The 19,202-nt window shown below is 38.0% G+C and carries 21 protein-coding genes; all 21 read left to right on the top strand.

All coding sequences use genetic code 11. From position 1 onward, the window contains the following. Nucleotides 1-44 precede the first annotated feature (44 nt). Entirely contained in the window at nt 45-272 is a 228-nt protein-coding gene (locus tag AC1TO5_RS01545; RefSeq protein ID WP_482061025.1) for a flagellar FlbD family protein, read from the top strand. After that, nucleotides 269-733 (top strand): flagellar basal body-associated FliL family protein, encoded by a 465-nt coding sequence (locus AC1TO5_RS01540; protein ID WP_482061024.1) that lies wholly within the window; start codon nt 269-271, stop codon nt 731-733. Before AC1TO5_RS01545 ends, AC1TO5_RS01540 begins: the two co-directional genes overlap by 4 nt. A gap of 34 nt (nt 734-767) precedes the next feature. Beyond that, a complete protein-coding gene (gene fliM, locus AC1TO5_RS01535; protein WP_482061023.1) occupies nt 768-1,769 on the top strand; it encodes a flagellar motor switch protein FliM in 1,002 nt (333 codons plus the stop codon). Continuing rightward, nucleotides 1,759-3,000: a flagellar motor switch phosphatase FliY gene (fliY, locus tag AC1TO5_RS01530; RefSeq protein ID WP_482061022.1), complete on the top strand. Its 1,242-nt coding sequence runs from the start codon at nt 1,759-1,761 to the stop codon at nt 2,998-3,000. Before fliM ends, fliY begins: the two co-directional genes overlap by 11 nt. Before the next feature lie 21 nt (nt 3,001-3,021). Then, a complete protein-coding gene (locus AC1TO5_RS01525; RefSeq protein ID WP_482061021.1) occupies nt 3,022-3,384 on the top strand; it encodes a response regulator in 363 nt (120 codons plus the stop codon). 16 nt (nt 3,385-3,400) lie between these two features. Then, on the top strand, nt 3,401-4,021 hold the full coding sequence (locus tag AC1TO5_RS01520; protein ID WP_482061020.1) for a flagellar biosynthetic protein FliO: 621 nt from the start codon (nt 3,401-3,403) through the stop codon (nt 4,019-4,021). A gap of 14 nt (nt 4,022-4,035) precedes the next feature. After that, nucleotides 4,036-4,791: a flagellar type III secretion system pore protein FliP gene (gene fliP / locus AC1TO5_RS01515; RefSeq protein WP_482061019.1), complete on the top strand. Its 756-nt coding sequence runs from the start codon at nt 4,036-4,038 to the stop codon at nt 4,789-4,791. 21 nt (nt 4,792-4,812) lie between these two features. Further along, the gene (fliQ, locus tag AC1TO5_RS01510; RefSeq protein WP_482061018.1) at nt 4,813-5,082 is read left to right on the top strand and encodes a flagellar biosynthesis protein FliQ; all 270 of its coding nucleotides are present in this window, start codon (nt 4,813-4,815) and stop codon (nt 5,080-5,082) included. Between the two features lie 12 nt (nt 5,083-5,094). Beyond that, a complete protein-coding gene (fliR, locus tag AC1TO5_RS01505) occupies nt 5,095-5,886 on the top strand; it encodes a flagellar biosynthetic protein FliR (protein WP_482061017.1) in 792 nt (263 codons plus the stop codon). A gap of 15 nt (nt 5,887-5,901) precedes the next feature. Further along, entirely contained in the window at nt 5,902-7,002 is a 1,101-nt protein-coding gene (gene flhB / locus AC1TO5_RS01500; protein WP_482061016.1) for a flagellar biosynthesis protein FlhB, read from the top strand. Nucleotides 7,003-7,020: 18 nt separating this feature from the next. Further along, nucleotides 7,021-9,051: a flagellar biosynthesis protein FlhA gene (flhA, locus tag AC1TO5_RS01495; RefSeq protein ID WP_482061015.1), complete on the top strand. Its 2,031-nt coding sequence runs from the start codon at nt 7,021-7,023 to the stop codon at nt 9,049-9,051. After that, the gene (flhF, locus tag AC1TO5_RS01490) at nt 9,048-10,475 is read left to right on the top strand and encodes a flagellar biosynthesis GTPase FlhF (RefSeq protein WP_482061014.1); all 1,428 of its coding nucleotides are present in this window, start codon (nt 9,048-9,050) and stop codon (nt 10,473-10,475) included. Before flhA ends, flhF begins: the two co-directional genes overlap by 4 nt. After that, a complete protein-coding gene (locus AC1TO5_RS01485) occupies nt 10,468-11,334 on the top strand; it encodes a MinD/ParA family protein (protein WP_482061013.1) in 867 nt (288 codons plus the stop codon). The genes flhF and AC1TO5_RS01485 overlap by 8 nt, the downstream gene beginning before the upstream one ends. A gap of 23 nt (nt 11,335-11,357) precedes the next feature. Continuing rightward, the gene (locus AC1TO5_RS01480; RefSeq protein ID WP_482061012.1) at nt 11,358-12,635 is read left to right on the top strand and encodes a protein-glutamate methylesterase/protein-glutamine glutaminase; all 1,278 of its coding nucleotides are present in this window, start codon (nt 11,358-11,360) and stop codon (nt 12,633-12,635) included. A 40-nt stretch (nt 12,636-12,675) separates the two neighbouring features. Further along, nucleotides 12,676-14,742: a chemotaxis protein CheW gene (locus AC1TO5_RS01475; RefSeq protein ID WP_482061011.1), complete on the top strand. Its 2,067-nt coding sequence runs from the start codon at nt 12,676-12,678 to the stop codon at nt 14,740-14,742. Between the two features lie 202 nt (nt 14,743-14,944). After that, nucleotides 14,945-15,406 (top strand): chemotaxis protein CheW, encoded by a 462-nt coding sequence (locus tag AC1TO5_RS01470; protein ID WP_482061010.1) that lies wholly within the window; start codon nt 14,945-14,947, stop codon nt 15,404-15,406. Nucleotides 15,407-15,409: 3 nt separating this feature from the next. After that, nucleotides 15,410-16,030: a chemotaxis protein CheC gene (locus AC1TO5_RS01465; protein WP_482061009.1), complete on the top strand. Its 621-nt coding sequence runs from the start codon at nt 15,410-15,412 to the stop codon at nt 16,028-16,030. Next, nucleotides 16,027-16,521, top strand: coding sequence for a chemotaxis protein CheD (locus tag AC1TO5_RS01460; protein WP_482061008.1), 495 nt, complete (start codon nt 16,027-16,029; stop codon nt 16,519-16,521). The genes AC1TO5_RS01465 and AC1TO5_RS01460 overlap by 4 nt, the downstream gene beginning before the upstream one ends. 1 nt (nt 16,522) lies before the next feature. After that, on the top strand, nt 16,523-16,978 hold the full coding sequence (locus tag AC1TO5_RS01455) for a hypothetical protein (protein WP_482061007.1): 456 nt from the start codon (nt 16,523-16,525) through the stop codon (nt 16,976-16,978). 4 nt (nt 16,979-16,982) lie between these two features. Then, nucleotides 16,983-17,768, top strand: coding sequence for a FliA/WhiG family RNA polymerase sigma factor (locus tag AC1TO5_RS01450; RefSeq protein ID WP_482061006.1), 786 nt, complete (start codon nt 16,983-16,985; stop codon nt 17,766-17,768). Nucleotides 17,769-17,782: 14 nt separating this feature from the next. Beyond that, nucleotides 17,783-19,186, top strand: a complete 1,404-nt coding sequence (locus AC1TO5_RS01445; RefSeq protein ID WP_482061005.1) for a DUF342 domain-containing protein — start codon at nt 17,783-17,785, stop codon at nt 19,184-19,186. Nucleotides 19,187-19,202 lie beyond the last annotated feature (16 nt).

The raw sequence follows: 19,202 nt of genomic DNA, 5'->3' as shown, positions 1-19,202 counted from the left end.
AATAGGGGGGTCTAACGATCTCCCTATCTACAGGAGGGGTGCATATGATTACATTGACGCGAATTAATGGTCAAAAAGTGACGGTTAACGCGCTACTTATTGAGTTGGTTGAAGAGGCTGCTGATAGCGTTATTACGTTAACAACGGGTAATAAAATCGTAGTGAAAGAAAAGACAGCTGACATTGTCAGTCTTAATCAGCAGTTTCTTCAAACAATTGGCCTTGTTGCTGCGGCCCAAAAGATTGAACATACAAAGGAGCCTTTGCGATGAAAAAGATGCTGCCATGGTTAATTACCATACTTTTGTCCATTACATTAATTGCAGTTGTTGGTGTAGTTGTATACAAAACAATGTTTGTAGATGACTCTACTAAAACTGCTGAAAATGAACCAGTGGAAGTTCAAGTGTTAAGTGCAGAAAAACGTGTTGAAGTAACATCTACGTTAACTGAATTTAGAAGGAATCTGAAAGAACCGAAGGATATGGTAATTATTAGTTTTGCTTTCCAATTAGATGATAAGAAGACAAAAGAGAGCTTCGATCAACTATTAGAAATTGAAATTAAACCAATTATCAGTAGAACTTTGGCTGATATGACTGCCGAAGATCTGAATGGTTCACAAGGTGAAGATAACCTAGAAGCTAAGTTATTAAATCTTATTAATCCGATTTTACCAAAAGGAAAACTAGTAAAAGTTGAAATTACTGACTTTATGATTGCCAAAATCTAGCTACTAGAGAATTTCCTCTAAGGAGGTGAGAGACATGGTTGATATTTTATCTCAAAATGAGATTGATGCATTATTAGCAGCATTATCATCAGGTGAGATGGATGCAGAGGACTTGAAAAAAGAAGAAGTAACGAAAAAAGTACGTGTGTATGATTTTAAGCGTGCCGTTCGATTCTCGAAGGATCACATTAGAAGTTTAACAAGAATTCATGAAAACTTTGCAAGATACTTGACAACTTACTTCTCTGCTCAACTTAGAACTTTTGTTCAAATTAATGTAGTTGACGTAGAACAATTACCTTATGACGAGTTCATTCGATCTATCCCAAAAATGACAATACTGAATATTTTTGAGGCTGATCCATTGGAAGGTCGTATGGTTCTAGAAGTAAATCCAAATGTAGCGTATGCAATGCTTGATCGTTTGCTCGGTGGACCAGGTACAGCACCAGCGAAAATGAATTCTCTCACTGAAATTGAAACTATTGTTATGGAAAAAGTTTTTTCAAGAGCATTCGATAGCTTACAAGAGGCTTGGAAAACAATTATTGATATTAAGCCAAGACTAGAAGCGCTTGAGACTAATCCACAATTTATGCAAGTGGTTTCACCCAATGAAACTATTGCATTAATTTCATTCAGTACGAAAATTGGGGATACAACTGGGATGATTAACTTATGTATACCGCATGTCGTATTGGAACCAATTATGCCAAGATTGTCTGTACATCATTGGTTTGTGTCACAGAAAAAAGAACGTATACCAGAGGAAGTTGAGATGCTTGAGCATCGAGTTAAGAAAACTAAGTTGCCAATAATTGCTGAGCTTGGTGAAGCATCGATTACAATACAAGAATTTTTAGGTCTTGCTCAAGGTGATGTTCTAACATTAAATAAACCTGTTGATGAAGGGCTTAAAATAAGAGTTGGAGAAAAGATTAAATTCATCGGAAGTCCAGGGTCAATTAAAGATCGTATAGCGATTCAAATTGATGAGATTTTGAATGAAGGAGCGGAAGAAGATTATGACGAGTAAAGATTATTTGTCTCAAGAGGAAATCGATGCGTTGCTTCGTCAATCCTCAAGCGAACCTGAAGAAACGGCAGTAGTAACAGAAGCAACTTCAGAGGTAGCTCTGGAAAGTTTCCTTACGGCGATGGAACAGGATGCGCTGGGTGAAATTGGAAATATTACATTTGGTAGTGCGGCAACAGCTCTCTCTACATTACTTGGTCGCAAAGTGGATATTACGACACCTACAGTATCACTAGTGCGCAAAAGCGAACTTGGAGATATTTTCCCTAAACCTCATGTTGCAGTAAGTGTTGAATATGTTGATGGTTTTGAAGGTATTAACTCATTGGTTATTCACACGAAAGATGCTCAAGTCATTGCTGATCTGATGCTTGGTGGTGAAGGAAATGTACTAAATGAGGAATTGAATGATATTCATATTTCTGCAGTTCAAGAGGCGATGAACCAGATGATGGGTTCATCTGCAACGTCCATGTCGACGATTTTCAATCGATTAGTTAATATTTCACCACCTGGTATTGATATATTAGATGTAGCAAGTGGCGATGGTTTGGATCATCTTCCATCAGATGATATGTTTATCAAAATTGCATTCCATCTAAGAATTGGTGATCTTATTGATTCAACGATTATGCAATTGTTGCCGATCTCATTTGCCAAAGAAATGGTAGCGACGCTTATGGGAGATACGACTGAGGAAGTAGCTGCACCAGTACCTTCAGCACCTACTGCTCCGGCACAAGTCGAGCATGTTGCGCCACCGGTTGCACCAGCTCCGCAATATCAGGAAGTGCAACAACAGCCTATGGCGAACGTACCGCCGATTGCTTCACCGCAATCTCAAGATATGTACGGTCAGCCAGCGATGGGGTATGATATGTCGAATAATAACATGAACTTAAATCGTAATGTTAATGTTCAGCCCGTGCAATTCGCAAACTTTAATCAAGATAATTTACCGCAGGTTGATGGAACTAATCTAAATTTACTACTCGACATACCATTGAAGGTCACTGTAGAATTAGGAAGAACCCAAAAGCAAATTAAAGATATTCTTGAGTTATCTCAAGGTTCTATCATCGAGTTGGACAAGCTAGCCGGTGAGCCAGTTGATATTCTTGTGAATAACAAACTAATCGCTAAGGGTGAAGTCGTTGTCATCGATGAAAACTTTGGTGTGCGCGTAACGGATATCGTAAGTCAATGGGACAGAATTCAAAAACTACAATAGTGATCTCTAGGAGGAAGAAACATGGCAAACCGTATTCTAATTGTTGATGATGCTGCATTTATGAGAATGATGATCCGAGATATTTTAAGCAAAAATGGTTATGAAGTAGTAGGGGAAGCACCAGATGGTGCCCAAGCTATTGAGAAATTTAAAGAAGTAAAACCTGATTTAGTAACAATGGATATTACAATGCCTGAGATGGATGGTATATCTGCATTGAAAGAAATTCGTAAAATTGATCCAAACGCTAAAGTAATTATGTGCTCCGCTATGGGGCAACAAGCAATGGTTATTGATGCCATTCAAGCAGGTGCAAAAGACTTTATCGTAAAACCATTCCAAGCTGATCGTGTTATTGAAGCAATTAAAAAGACGCTTGGTTAATGAGAGAAGGCTTAACATGTTGAAGTTAGGTTGGAAAATATCGGCATTAACAACTTTACTTACAATGTCTCTTCCTTATATCGCTGTTGCTACTGATGGTAACAGCGAGTCAGGGGTTGGCTTGAGTAATGAAATTGAAAAAATGGATACAGGATTTATGGGCGAGGTTATCTGGGTATTCGTAGCTCTTGCTATTGTACTTACTCTATTAATTTTCACAATTAAATTTCTTTCAAAGCGTAATCGTGCATGGGGGACTGGGCGCGGTCTTCGTTCATTAGGTGGTATCAGTCTTGGTCAGAATTCCTCTATGCAAATTATTGAGATAGCTAATCGAATCTATGTTGTTGGTGTTGGTGAGCAAGTAACACTACTCGACAAAATGGATGATCCGGACACAGTAGAGCAGATCATTGCAGCGCTCGAACTGAAAGAACAACCGATGATTACTTTTGCTACGATGAAGGATTGGCTATCATCTAATTCTAATAAACGTTCGAAAAAGGGCTTCCAAGAAACAGAAACTAACATGTGGAATGAGTCTAGTTCTTTTGAAGACTTGCTGCAAAGTAAGCTCGATAAACAAGCGGAACGTAAGCAGGAGTTAGAGTCACTTTTGAAAGATAATAATAAATGAATGGTTGATGGACAATGAAAAAAAAGTGGATGCTTATCGTACCGCTGTTACTGTTTCTATTCATAACGCTGGTACCGTATGCTCACGCTGAAACACTTCCTGATATCTCCATTAACGTTGGTGGTTCTGATGGTGAAAGTTCAGGTACAGGCACAATGACGATACTACTATTAATTACGGTTTTGAGTATTGCACCAGCAATATTAGTTCTTATGACGAGTTTTACTAGAATTGTCATTGTACTAGGTTTCGTAAAAACCTCAATGGGTACAAATACTGTGCCGCCGTCGCAAGTTTTAGTTGGTTTAGCACTGTTTCTAACCTTCTTTATTATGGCTCCAACATTTAATCAGATCAATGAAGTAGCGTTGCAACCTTATCTTCAAGGTGAAATAACACAAGAAGTAGCGCTTGAAGAAGCAGGTAAACCTATGAAAGAATTTATGTTCAAGCATACTCGCGAGAAGGATTTGTTGTTGTTTTTGAACTATACTCAAACTGAGAAACCAGCTACATATGATGATATTCCTATTACAACATTAATTCCAGCCTATGCGATAAGTGAACTAAAAACGGCATTTCAGATGGGATTTATGATTTTCATTCCGTTCCTCGTCATTGATATGATTGTAGCAAGTACGTTGATGGCAATGGGGATGATGATGCTACCACCGATTATGATTTCTTTACCATTTAAAATTTTATTATTCATATTAGTTGATGGGTGGTATTTGATCGTTCGATCACTACTACTAAGCTTTAGCCCATAAAGCTTGTGAGGAGGGAAGACATTGAGTGCAGACTTCATAATTGGTCTTGCAGGAGAAGCCGTATTCACTGTCTTGAAAGCCGCCGCACCCATGCTAGTGCTAGCATTAGTCACAGGATTAATAGTGAGTGTCTTTCAGGCAACAACCCAAATTCAAGAACAGACGTTAGCCTTTGTACCGAAAATTGTTGCGGTACTATTGGCTGTTATTGTCTTTGGACCATGGATACTGAATACGGTTGTTGACTTCACGTATACGATATTTAGCAATCTACATCAATATATCGGTTAGGCTGTGAATTCGATGACAGAAGTATTTATGAATGCAGTTCCTATTTTTTTGCTTATATTTTGTCGAGTAACAGCGTTTTTCGTCGTAACGCCGATTTTTTCTCATAGTAATGTGCCAGCGACGTTTAAGATTGGATTAGCCTTTTTTATCTCAGTGTTTGTCTTTTCAATGCATGCTGATAATCAAGCGATGGTGCTAGACTTACAATATGTAATGCTCATTATTCGCGAAGTATTAATTGGATTAATGATGGGATTTATCGTCTATTTATTTTTTGCTTTGATGCACACAGCAGGTGGTATTATTGACATGCAAATAGGTTTTGCCATGGCGAATATTATTGATCCTGTATCGGGTACATCTGTTCCTTTGCTAGGTAATTTCAAATATTTATTGATGCTAGTCGTATTTCTAATGATGAATGGACACCATTACTTACTAACGGGACTAATGGATAGCTATCAATGGATGCCGATCGAAAATAACTGGTTTGCTAAAATGGCAGATGGTAGTATAGCTGAATTTATGACCAATGCAGTGGTACTGAGTATTATCATTGGAATTCAAATTGCTATACCGATTATGGTCGCGATGTTCTTGACGGATGTTGGGCTTGGATTTTTAGCAAAGACAGCACCTCAATTCAATGTTTTTGTTATTGGTTTTCCAGTTAAAATTATGCTGGGGTTGCTGTTAGTTATGTTAATGCTACCTGGTATGAGTCTTATTTTCGAAAAAGTATTCTCGATTATGTTTAATAATTTAGAACAATTCTTCGGAATAGTTAGCGGTCCGCCTGCATAGATTGGAGGCAATTTCGTGCGAAAATATGCATTACAGCTTGACTTACAATTATTCAATCAAGAGAAAACAGAGAAAGCTACTCCCAAGAAAGTTTTTGATGAACGTAAGAAAGGTCAAGTTGCCAAATCACAGGAATTACCGGCGGCACTAATTCTTACTTTAGTATTTGCATCGTTTATGATGATCGGTGGCTATTATAAAACACATTTTATAGGTTTATTCACTAATCTATTTGAAAATTGGTTAATGCTAGAGTTAACAGCTGGTAATTTGGGAGATTTCTTTGTATCCATTATGTTAGAAATATTAATTCTATTAGCACCAGTATTCGCCATTGTGCTGATCGTTGGCGTTGTCGGTAATGTCGTGCAATTCGGTTTTCTGTTGACAGGAGAGCCTCTAAAGCCGAAATTTAGTAAATTGAATCCGATTGAAGGATTCAAACGGATTTTTTCAATGCGAAGTCTTGTTGAGTTTGCGAAAAGTTTATTGAAAGTAACAATTATTGGGGTAATGGTTTACACTATTGTTATAGGGGAATGGACAACAATTCAAGGTTTGGCATTGCAGCCGCTTGATATGGTCTTTTCATATGCTGCTTCACTAGTACTTCGTCTAGGTATTACAATCGGTTCAATACTTATCGTGCTAGCATTACTAGATTTCATGTATCAAAAGTACGAACATGCAAAAAGTTTGAAAATGTCCAAGCAAGATATTAAAGAGGAACACAAAAAATCAGAAGGTGACCCTTTAATTAAAAGTAAAATTCGAGAGAAGCAATTAAGAATGGCAATTTCTCGTATGATGCAAGAAATTCCCAATGCTGACGTTGTTATTACCAACCCGACACACTTTGCCGTTGTACTCAAATATGATTCTTCCAATATGGATGCACCAAAGGTTATCGCTAAAGGAATGGATCATCTCGCTCTCAAAATTCGTGAGATTGCAAACGAGCATGGTGTTATTACAATGGAAAATAAGCCGCTAGCTAGAGCACTGTACAGTCAAGCTGAAATAGGAGACTCTGTACCAGCTGACTTATTCCAAGCTGTAGCTGAAGTATTGGCATATGTATATAAGCTTAAAGGCAACAAACCAAATAAGAAGTAACTAGGGGGTGGGACCATCATGAAGCTGAAAGAGCTCATTATTACTTGCGGAATCATCGGAATTATTCTCATGATGATCGTGCCAATCCCTACATTGCTTATTGACTTACTTTTAATTGTGAATATTACGATAGCACTTACGATTCTGCTCGTTGCGATGAATACGAGGTCAGCACTTGATTTCGCTATATTCCCAGCAATATTGTTGGTCACGACAATATTTAGGCTAGCACTAAGTATTTCTACGACAAGAAGTATTTTATCTAAGGCTGAAGGCGGAGAAGTAATTGAAACATTTGGTCAATGGGTTGGTGGCGGAGACGTAATTATCGGCTTTGTCGTCTTCTTAATCTTAGTAGTCGTTCAATTTATCGTTATTACTAAAGGTTCTGAGCGTGTGGCAGAGGTTGCAGCGAGATTTACACTAGATGCAATGCCAGGTAAACAGATGAGTATTGATGCTGACTTAAACTCTGGCATTATAAATGAATTTGAAGCGAAAGAACGACGTTCTACCATCGAACGCGAATCGAATTTCTTCGGAGCGATGGATGGTGCAAGTAAGTTCATTAAAGGTGATGCGATTGCCACAATCGTGATGATGATTATCAATCTAGTTGGTGGTTTCATTATTGGTATGGTGAACTGGGATTTATCTTTCGGAGAATCACTTAATAAGTTTACGATTCTTACGATTGGTGACGGACTAGTTGCCCAGATTCCAGCATTACTAATCTCTACTGCATCGGGTCTAATTGTAACTCGTTCTGCTTCTGATGGAAATCTAGCAGAAGATATTACTGCTCAATTGTTCAAATATCCGAAATTACTATATGTAGCTGCTGGTACAATTGCACTTTTGGGATTAACTCCAATTGGAATTATGCGTACATGGCCGTTTGCAATTGGTATTGGGATTGGTGCGTACTTAATTCAAAATTCACAAACGAAGAAAGCTGCTCAAGATGAATTACTTGTAGAAGAGCAACAGATAGAAGAGGTACGGAGTCCAGAAAGTGTCATTAGTTTATTACAGGTCGATCCGATTGAGTTTGAATTTGGTTATGGTTTAATACCGCTAGCTGATACACAGCAAGGTGGAGATTTACTAGATCGAATTATTATGATTCGCCGGCAATGCGCTCTAGAATTAGGTCTAGTCGTTCCAGTTATTCGAATACGAGATAATATTCAACTTAAGCCCAATGAATATGTCATTAAAATTAAAGGTAATACGGTCGCAGGCGGAGAGTTATTATTGAATCATTATCTCGCTATGAGTCCAGGCTTTGAAGATGATACGATTCATGGTATTGAAACAACCGAGCCGGCATTTGGTTTACCTGCAATCTGGATTGATGAGATGACCAAAGAACGTGCTGAACTATCCGGCTACACGGTTGTCGATCCCCCATCTGTTGTTGCTACACATTTAACAGAAATTGTGAAGCGACACGCACATGAATTACTTGGTCGTCAAGAAACAAAGGCACTTGTTGAAAATGTTAAGACGAGCTATCCGGCACTTGTGGATGAACTTATTCCTAGTATCATGTCAATAGGTGATGTTCAAAAAGTATTAACGAAATTACTGCAAGAGAAGGTATCGATTCGCGACCTCGTGACAATATTTGAAACATTGGCTGATTATGGTCAATATTCTAAAGATCCAGATATATTAACGGAATATGTTCGACAATCATTATCTCGTCAAATTACATTGCAATATTCAGCAGCTGGTCAATCGTTACGTGTTATTACTTTAGGCGCACAGCTGGAGAAGAAAATTATCGATTCTGTTCAACAAAATGATCAAGGAAGCTATGTATCACTCGACCCAGTGTCTTCACAACAAATTTATCAGCGATTAACAGAGCAAGTGAATCGTTTACTACAATCGGGACAGCAACCGATCATTCTTACTTCACCTACGATTCGGATGTATTTGCGCCAAATTGTTGCTCGTACATTGCAGGATATTCCTATTTTGTCATATAGTGAATTAGAACCGAGTGTAGAAGTTCAAAGCGTTGGGGTGGTTAATCTATGAGAGTCAAACGATATGTAGTCGATACATTACCTGATGCCGTTGCTCTCATCCGTGACGAGATGGGAACGGACGCAGTCATTTTAGAAACGAAAGAGATAAAAATAGGTGGATTTCTTGGTATGTTTCGTAAGCGTAAAATAGAAGTGATGGCAGCAGTTGAGCCAGATGCTCAAAAAAAGTCGAAAAAGATATCTAGCGATCAGGTTGATTATGTTGTTGAACAAATATTAAAGGCAAGTCAACGTGGTAAAGAATCAGCTAAAGAGGAGGAAGATGGGCTACGTTCATCGTCTCCACTAGATATTCAAGCAAATATTAATAAATTATTAGATACACCTAATGCTGCATCATTCGCTTCGAAATTATACGGTGGATCATCTTCAGGTGATTCTAATACCGAGCGAGAATCTGCAAAAGAACCGATTCGTGCGAATTCATCACAGGGGAGTGATACTGTGATAACTGATGCGGTGAGCACATCTAATGGGGCTCATCATTCAGTCGAAGCACCAGTACAATCGCGATCGAATGAATTTTCGAAAACGGAGTTATTTATTGTAAATGAATTAAAAAGCTTGCGTCACGAGATGCAAAGATTATCAACTGATTCTAGTGATCTTAGCTTGGAATCTCCAGCTATCGAAGCGATGAAGCAAAGATTAGGTGAACAAGAAATATTTAAGCAATGGATCGAAGTCATCAGTGATGAGCTGAATGAACTAGAACTTCAAAATAATGAGTTATTATCTACTGATGCCGTTTGGGATTTTTCAAAACAAAAATTTCTTGAATGGCTATCTCCATATCAATTGGCAGAAATCAATCAAAGCTCGAGAGTTGTCCAATTTGTAGGTCCTACAGGTGTTGGAAAGACAACGACAATCGCAAAGCTTTCGGCCAATTATTCCATAAAAGAGGGGAAGAAGCTCGGTCTAATTACAGCGGATACTTATCGTATTGCAGCAGTCGAGCAGCTCCGAACGTATGCTAATATTTTGAATATTCCTTTAGAAGTTGTATTTTCTCCTTTAGATTTGCAGCGTGCTTACGGTCAGTTAGAGCAGGCTGAACTTATTTTCATGGATACTGCTGGACGAAACTTTAAGAGTGATATTCATGTATCAGAAGTGAATAGTTTACTACAAAATGATGAAACAAGTGAGGCTATTCTAGTTCTTAGTCTAACGAGTAGAACGCAAGATATGAATATCGTTGCAGAGAAATTCAGTAAATATGGTGTTAGAAAAGTCGTCTTCACGAAGCTTGATGAAGCTAATGTATATGGCTCGATCTTTAATATGATTATGATGTATGGCTTGCAGCCTCTCTTTGTAACAAGTGGTCAAAATGTACCAGATGATATTGAAGTATTTTCTGTAGAAGGTTATATAGAACTATTGCTAGGAGATCCACATCATGAATGACCAAGCAGAAGCGCTGCGACAATTAGTAAAGCAACATTCCGATACGCAAAAACAGAAGGAGACGAGATTTCTTTCTGTTACTAGTGGAAAAGGTGGAGTTGGTAAATCTAATTTCAGCTTGAATTTTAGTCTAGCGCTGCAAAGGCTAGGGATGAAAGTACTAGTACTGGATGCTGATATCGGGATGGCAAATATCGATGTGCTTATGGGAACCTCTTCTCAGTATAATCTATATCATCTAATCAAAAACGAAAAAACAATTTGGGATATTATTAGTGTAGGACCTGAAGGATTGCATTATATAGCAGGCGGTTCCGGGTTATTAGATCTAATACGCTTAACAGAGCTAGAGATTGAACGTTTTGGGCGCGAAATATTAAAGCTTCAAGGTCAGTACGATTACATTATTTTTGATACTGGAGCAGGACTTTCGAAAGAAACAGCACAATTTATTACATCGTCTGATGAAACGATTGTCGTTACCACTCCTGAACCGACTTCGATCACCGATGGATATGCTTTAATTAAAATGGTTAACTCTTTAGATTCAGATGTTAAATTCAGACTTGTTGTTAATCGCTCGATGGATCGACAAGAAGGTGAAATGACAGCTAATAATATTAGTAGCGTTACTAAGCGATTTCTTAATATTGAATTACCAGTGCTAGGTTATATTTCTGACGATGTGCATGTATCGAAATCGGTGAAGAAGCAAGTTCCATTATTAATGCTATTTCCAGATTCGGAAGCAGCAAAAGGAATTATGCTGATTGCTAAAGATTTTTTGAATATACCACATACAGGCACTTCTTCTGGTGTGAAAGGATTTTTACATAAATTATTTAGACGTACTAGATAATCCTTGAGAATGGAGGAACAGTAATGGACCCTTATCGTGTATTAGTCGTTGATGATTCAGCCTTTATGCGTAAAATAATAACCGATCTTATTGAAAAAGACCCGCAATTTACGGTTATCGGGACTGCTGTTAATGGTATTGAGGCAGTTGCTAGTGCAAATAGACTCAATCCCGATGTTATCACATTAGATCTAGAAATGCCGCTTATGAATGGTATTGATGCGCTTCAGCATATTTTGAAAAAGCATAAGATTCCAATTATCATGTTATCTGGAATAAGTGAAGCGAATACCCGTGACACAATTAAAGCTTTGCAGTTTGGTGCCTTTGACTTTATTCGGAAGCCAACAGGCGTAGGTTCCCAGTCACAGGATATTATTGCCGTTGGAGAAATGATTGTAGAAAAGCTGAAAATAGCTGTTCTTACTCGCCGAAAGTTGGATGTTTTCAAACCGGTAACAGAGTCTTTGAAGGAAAGTAATAAATTATTACAAAATCGTCTAGAAACAACGTCAAATCTATTAAAAAATGATAACATTAGTCGTATACAAAAGAGTAGCTCACTAGTAACTAGTCAGTCGAATATAGTAGACAAGAAAAAGAAACCAATCGTTACGAATCCTTTAACTGACATGTCTCTTAAGCCGACGATAAAGCCCAAACGTATCGTTGAACCTGTTGCGGTTCGTGAAGTAGTTTCACGTGTGCGTAAAAACGATCAGGTGGTTACGCAGATTGTTGCAATTGGGACATCCACTGGGGGTCCGAGGGCATTACACGAAGTGTTGACTGCTTTACCTGGCAACTTAAAAGCTCCCGTTGTCATCGTTCAGCATATGCCGCCACGATTTACGAATTCATTGGCACAAAGACTTGATAGTTTTAGTGAACTAACCGTCATGGAAGCGATTCATGGTGTTAGGCTGGAAAATGGTAAAGCCTATGTTGCTCCAGGCGGATACCATATGGAAGTTGTTATGGTTAATCATCATTATGAAATTAATTTAACGAGTGCTCCTGCAAGAAATGGTCATCGCCCTTCTGTTGATACTTTATTTGATTCATTGCTACCATTTGATGAATTGGAGAGACATATTGTTATTATGACAGGTATGGGGAGTGATGGAGCTCAAGGGATGAAGCAACTCTTTGAGCATGGAGTAACCTCGACAATTGCTGAGGCAGAGGAAAGCTGTATCGTGTACGGCATGCCAAGATCAGCAGTGGAGCTAGGAGCTGCGACTAAGGTGCTTCCATTGACACAGATTGCACCTGAAATTGTTAATGCTGTAATGAGGTAAGCTCCAAAGTGCAGTGCAAACTAATAGGAGGTGTCATGTAATGGATATGAATGCTTATTTATCAATGTTTATTGACGAATCGAATGATCACCTGCAAGCGTTAAATGATAACTTAATGAAACTAGAAAGCGACCCTGAGGATATATCAATTGTACAAGATATTTTCCGCTCTGCGCATACACTTAAGGGAATGTCTGCAACGATGGGGTACGAAGATCTTGCATCGTTAACTCATGAGATGGAAAATGTCCTTGATCTGGTTCGTAACGTTAAACTGAAAATGGACAGTTTTATTTTTGATACTTTATTCAAAGGTTTAGATGCACTTGAAACGATGGTGCAGGATATTGTACAAGGTGGAACGGGTAAGGCAGATGTGTCTGCGATTGTAGCCGATCTTGTGAAAATCGTCAAAGGTGATCATAAAATAGATGGTGCAGCAGATATTTCTGCAACCGCTCAAACTTCTTCAGTAACAACGAATAATAGTAATGCAATGCTAGACCAGTTTCAGTCATCAGTATTGAAGCAATCGATTGAAAGTGGTCATCAAGTATTTCATGTGAAGATTACTTTAACGGAGAGTTGTGTGCTGAAAGCAGCTCGTTCATACATGGTATTCGATGTACTAGAAAGTTCCGGAGAAATCGTAAAGTCGGAGCCATCTGTAGAAGCACTGGAACAAGAAAAATTCGATAGATCCTTTGTAGTATTTATAATTTCACAAGTAAGCTCAGAGGAAATTGTAGCTAAAATTAATAAAATTTCGGAAATAGAGAGTGTAGAAGTATCTATAATTGATGAAGAATCACTAACATCGCTTTCATATTCTGATACACCTACTAATAAAAATCTAGCATCTGAATCTACTGGAGCAACTACTAGTCCAGCGGAAGCGCAAGTAGCACACTTAGAAGAGAAGAAAAATGCGAAGCCAAGTTCACAAGCGGCTGTAGCAAATCGTACCATTCGTGTTGATATTGATCGATTGGATTCATTGATGAATTTATTCAGTGAAATGTTAATTGACCGTGTACGTTTGGAACAATTAGCTAGTGAGATTAAACGTAGTGATTTGTCGGAAACTGTCGAGCATATGGCTCGTGTTAGTTCTGATTTGCAAAATATTGTGTTGAAACTAAGAATGGTTCCCGTTGACACCGTATTTAACCGTTTCCCACGTATGATCCGTGATATTGCCAAATCACTTGATAAAAAGATTGATCTCATTATTACTGGTGCGGAAACGGAACTTGACCGTACGGTTATTGATGAAATTGGGGATCCACTCGTACATTTATTACGTAATTCAGCAGACCATGGTATCGAAACAGTAAGTGAACGTATCGCAGCTGGTAAGTCAGAAATGGGTACTGTACATTTACGTGCATTCCATAGTGGAAACCATGTGTTTATTGAAGTTGAAGAAGATGGTAAAGGAATTAATAAACAAAAAATATTAGAAAAAGCAATTAGCAAAGGTGTTGTGAAGCCAGAGGATGCTAGCAAACTATCAGATGATGAAATTCATATGTTAATTTTTGCAGCTGGTTTCAGTACTGCTGATTCGATTTCAGATATTTCTGGTCGTGGTGTGGGCTTAGATGTTGTGCGTACGAAGATTACTTCATTAGGTGGTAATGTCTCTGTTACATCCGTCCAAGGAAAAGGGACGAAGTTCTCGGTTCAGTTACCATTAACACTTTCGATTATTTCTGCGATGCTTATTAAGCTAGGGGACGAGAAATATGCGGTTCCACTAAGCTCAATCGTGGAGACAGCAATCATTCCCAAATCTAGCGTCTTAACTGTTCACGGTAATCCAATGATTAAATTCAGGAATGCTGTTATTCCACTTATTTCTCTATCAAATTTGTTTGATTCTACTAGTTTCGATGAGCAACTTGAGAATGAACATGAAATTATCGTCATTCATAAAGGCGAGAAATGGGCAGCTATTATTATTGATGAATTTATCGGGCAAAGTGAAATCGTATTGAAGTCACTCGGCAAATATATGAAAAATATTTCAGGTATTTCCGGCGCAACTATTCTTGGTGATGGTCAAGTTGCACTTATTATCGATCCAAACGCTTTAATTAAATAAGCTTAAGCTTCCGATGCTAATTTTCAATTTAATGGGAGTGTATCGAGAATTATGAAAAGTTTTAGTTGATGCTTCCGATGTTACTTTTCATTACTGGGAAGTATATCGAGACTTATGAAAAGTTTTAGTTGATGCTTCCGATGTTACTTTTCATTACTGGGAAGTGTATCGAGAATTATGAAAAGTTTTAGGAGGGGTAAATATGGCAGAGGAATTGAAAGTAATCGTATTTGGTCTAGGTAACGAGGAGTATGGGATTGAGGTTGACAAAGTAAAAACGATTGAAAGAATGTCACCGATCACAAGGGTTCCCAAAACTCCTCCATTTATTAAAGGCGTAATTAATTTACGTGGAATTGTTGTTCCAGTTCTTAACCTTAGTGGTCGATTCAATCTTCCGGAAACTGAAATAACAGAGCATACTCGTATTATTGTAGTAGCTGTTAATGAAATGGAAGTTGGCTTTATTGTAGATTCCGCGAATGATGTTATTGATATCGATACAGATACTATTAATTCGCCACCTGAAATTGTTGGGGGCATTCAAGCAAAATATTTAGACGGTATCGCAAAAATAGGGGAAGATAGACTACTTATTATGTTGAATCTATCAGAAGTTTTGAATCGTTCAGAGCTTGTTCAACTTGAACAGCTAGAGGTGTAGAGAGTGACAAATTTTAACCGGTTTGAAGCATTTGAACTAGATGTATTGAAGGAGGTAGGCAATATAGGAGCAGGTAATGCGGCTACAGCCTTGTCTACGTTATTGAACAAGCCGGTCGATATGTCTGTTCCAAGTGTAAGACTCATGCCTTTTGAAGAAATTGCTGATCGTGTAGGCGGATCTGAACAAGTTGTCGTTGCTGTGTTTTTGCGTGTTGAAGGCGATGTTCCTAGTAATATGTTTTTTATTATTCAAGAGGAATATGCGCAGCATTTAATGGAACAACTTATACCATTACAGCATGTTAACGATGGTGTGTATTCCGAAATGGAGTTATCTGTATTATGTGAAATTGGTAATATTCTTGTGGGATCGTATTTATCATCATTGGCAGATTTCACAAAACTACAAATGATGCCATCAGTTCCAATTGTCGCTCATGACATGGCGGGTGCTATTCTAAGCTATGGGATTATGCATTATGGTCAGATGGGCGACTCAGCATTACTCATTGAAACTAAATTTATTGAAGATTGTAAAACGATGGAAGGTCAATTTTTTCTAATTCCAGATCCAGATTCGTTCCAGAAAATCTTTCAATCTCTAGGGGTAGGTAGTTCATGATAAGCGATAAACTAATCAAAGTCGGTATGGCAGATTTGAATATCGCAAGTCATGGCGAAGTGTTAAAGACTACTGGACTTGGTTCATGTGTAGGGTTAACACTTTATGATCCGAGAAAGCATCTTGCTGGTATGGCACATGTCATGCTGCCTTCCTCAAGCATTGCCAGAGAAAATCCCATGAATATTGCAAAATACGCGGATACTGCAATTCCTAGATTGATTGAGCTACTATTGAAAAATGGTGCAAGTATGAATGCACTTCGAGCGAAAATGGCTGGAGGCTCTCAAATGTTTACTTTACCTGGACAGAATGATACGTTAAGAATTGGTCCTCGTAATGTAGAATCTTGTTTACTATTATTAGAGGAATATAAAATCCCATTGCTGGCACAAGATACTGGTGGTAATTTTGGACGTACAATCGAAATTAACAGTGATAACGGTATTCTTTCCGTCCGTAGTGTACAGTTTGGAACAAAGGAGCTTTAAAATGTTTGGTACTTGGCGTTGGAATCTCAGTTTTGGGATATTTGGTTTTTTCTTGATAATGCTGTTCTCTCTAACTAATAATCCACTTATCACATCTCTTATTAGAGGTACCTATGCTTTTATTACTTTTTTTCTACTAGCTTTTCCTGTGCGTTTTGTATGTGGTGTAATCATCAATCCGAGTCAGGAAGTGGAGGCTGTTACGGAAGCGGAAGCAGATCAATCACTTAAAGGAACAAATGTTAATTTCGTTACACCTGATGAAGATGAGGACTTGAACGAAGTTTTGAGAGCACAAATCACACAAACAAAATCGTCTACTCCAAAGGATGAAGTAAAAGTTTCACAAGATCTGAGTGAACAATTTCAACCATTGAAACCCACTCAGCTTGTAAATACTGATAGTATGGAATCTGAGGAATTGACAAAAGTAATACGTCATCTAACAGGAGAGTGAGTCGATGAACGAGCAAAAAGTGCCTCATTTGACTAACATTGAATTGTGGCGAGCATGGCGAGAACAAGGTGAGATAGACGCCAAAAAAGATTTGATTGAACAATATTTACCGTTAGTAGAATATGTTACGAATAGAATGGCAATTGGTTTGCCGAAAAATGTTATTAAGGAAGATTTGGCAAGTCATGGTATAATGGGCTTAATTGATGCGATTGAGAAGTTTGATTATTTAAGAGGTTTGCAATTTGAAACCTATGCCTCATGGCGTATTCGAGGTTCAATTATTGATGGATTACGTCAAGCGGATTGGGTCCCTCGTTCAGTTAGAGAAAAGGCCAAAAAGATTGAAGAAGCGTATCAAGTATTAGAACAACGTCATATGCGTTCGATTACTGATATGGAAGTATGTGAGTATCTAGATATTAGTGAAAAAGAGTTTTCCAGTATGGTTCAGGATATTTCTGTAACTACGATATTTTCACTAGAGGAACCACTTCGCGAAGAAGAGTCAGAGACTCGAATGTCTCTTTTAATAGATCCAGCCGCTAAAAGACCGGAATCAACAGTTGATGATGTCTTTTTAGAACAAAGCTTGGTGAAGGGTATTGATCGACTAACGGAGAAAGAACGAACGGTTGTTTCGTTGTTTTACTTCGAGGATTTGTCGTTAAGTGAAATTGCTGAAGTAATGTCTTTGTCGCCTTCACGGATCTCTCAGCTCCATTCAAAAGCTATACAAAGATTACGTGGAGTGCTAGAGCAGTACAAAGATCAATTATTTCAATCGTAGAGAGGTGAATAGATATGGACAAACAAATTTTTGATTCCAACATTAATATCGAAATTTCTGCTGATAAGCTAACCGCTTTGTTTAATTTTCATTATATTTCCGATCAAGTATCCTATGAAGTGGCAGACCTAGACGAATATATTAGATCAAAAGGTATTGTCCATGGAATACTGTACGACAATTTACGATTAATAGCTAAAGATCCCCTTGTTTATATGAAACAAAAGATAGAGATCGCAAAGGGAACTCCTCCTGGTAAAGGCATAGATGGTAAGGTCGATTTTGTAAGTAAAATAAGTAACAAAGTGTCAATCGGTGAAACGAATGAATCAGAAACGATTGATTTCAAACAAATTTCGAAACTTGATAATGTTAATAGAGGTCAACTTATTGCACAATTAATTGCTCCAACTTACGGAACAGCAGGTATTAGTGTAACCGATGATCCAATAACTGCTACACTTGGAAAGTCTGCACGATTTAAAGTAGGCAAAAATGTAGTGAAGAACGTTGAAGGAAATGCATTATATGCTGCAATTGATGGATTGATCTCGATTACCGACCAAGAAAGAATTAATGTGTTTCCAGTGTTTGAAGTAAATGGTGACGTTGATTATCGCGTTGGAAATATTGATTTTGTCGGAACAGTTGTAATACGTGGTAATGTACTTACAGGCTTCAAGATTAAAGCAGTAGGTGATATTCGCGTTATTGGTGGAGTAGAGGGTGCAGACTTGGAGTCAGAGGGCTCTATTGAAGTGACTAGCGGAATAATGGCTTCAGGTAAAGGACAGGTTAAAGCCAAAAATAATATTAAGTGTTCCTTTATTCAAGATGCTACTCTTATTGCAGGTAATAATATTATTGTATCTCAAAGCATTATGCATTCTATCGTACGAGCTGGACATTCCGTAGAATGCAGTAGCTCCAAAGGACTCATCGTCGGCGGAACGATTCAAGCAGGAGAAGGCGTATCGGCAAGAACAATAGGTAATTCTATGTCTACAAACACAGTTATTGAAGTAGGTGTTAATCCGACTTTGCGTGAAGAACAAGTTCAACTGCGTCATGGAATGAAAGAGCATACAGAAAACTTGGATCGGACCGAGAAAGCACTTGTTATTCTAGATCAAATGGCAGCAGCAGGAAAATTAACGCCTGATCGCTTAGCTATGAGACAAAAGCTAATTAATACGAAGCAACAGACGGTTACTTCAATTACTGAGTTCAAGGACCGCTTATTTGAAATAGAGAAGCAGCTAGAAAATAGTGAAAATGCTAGTGTAAGTGTTAAAAACACGGTATATGGTGGTGTCAAGATCGTTATTGGACGATATACTAGGTATATCAAAGATAGCACATCGAATATCATATTCAAGTATGAAGACGGCGAAATTGTTATGGTACCAATTTATTAATTAGAACGATATGAAT

This window comes from Paenibacillus sp. Y930 (assembly GCF_056786375.1).
This window is presented reverse-complemented; position numbering and strand designations above follow the sequence as displayed.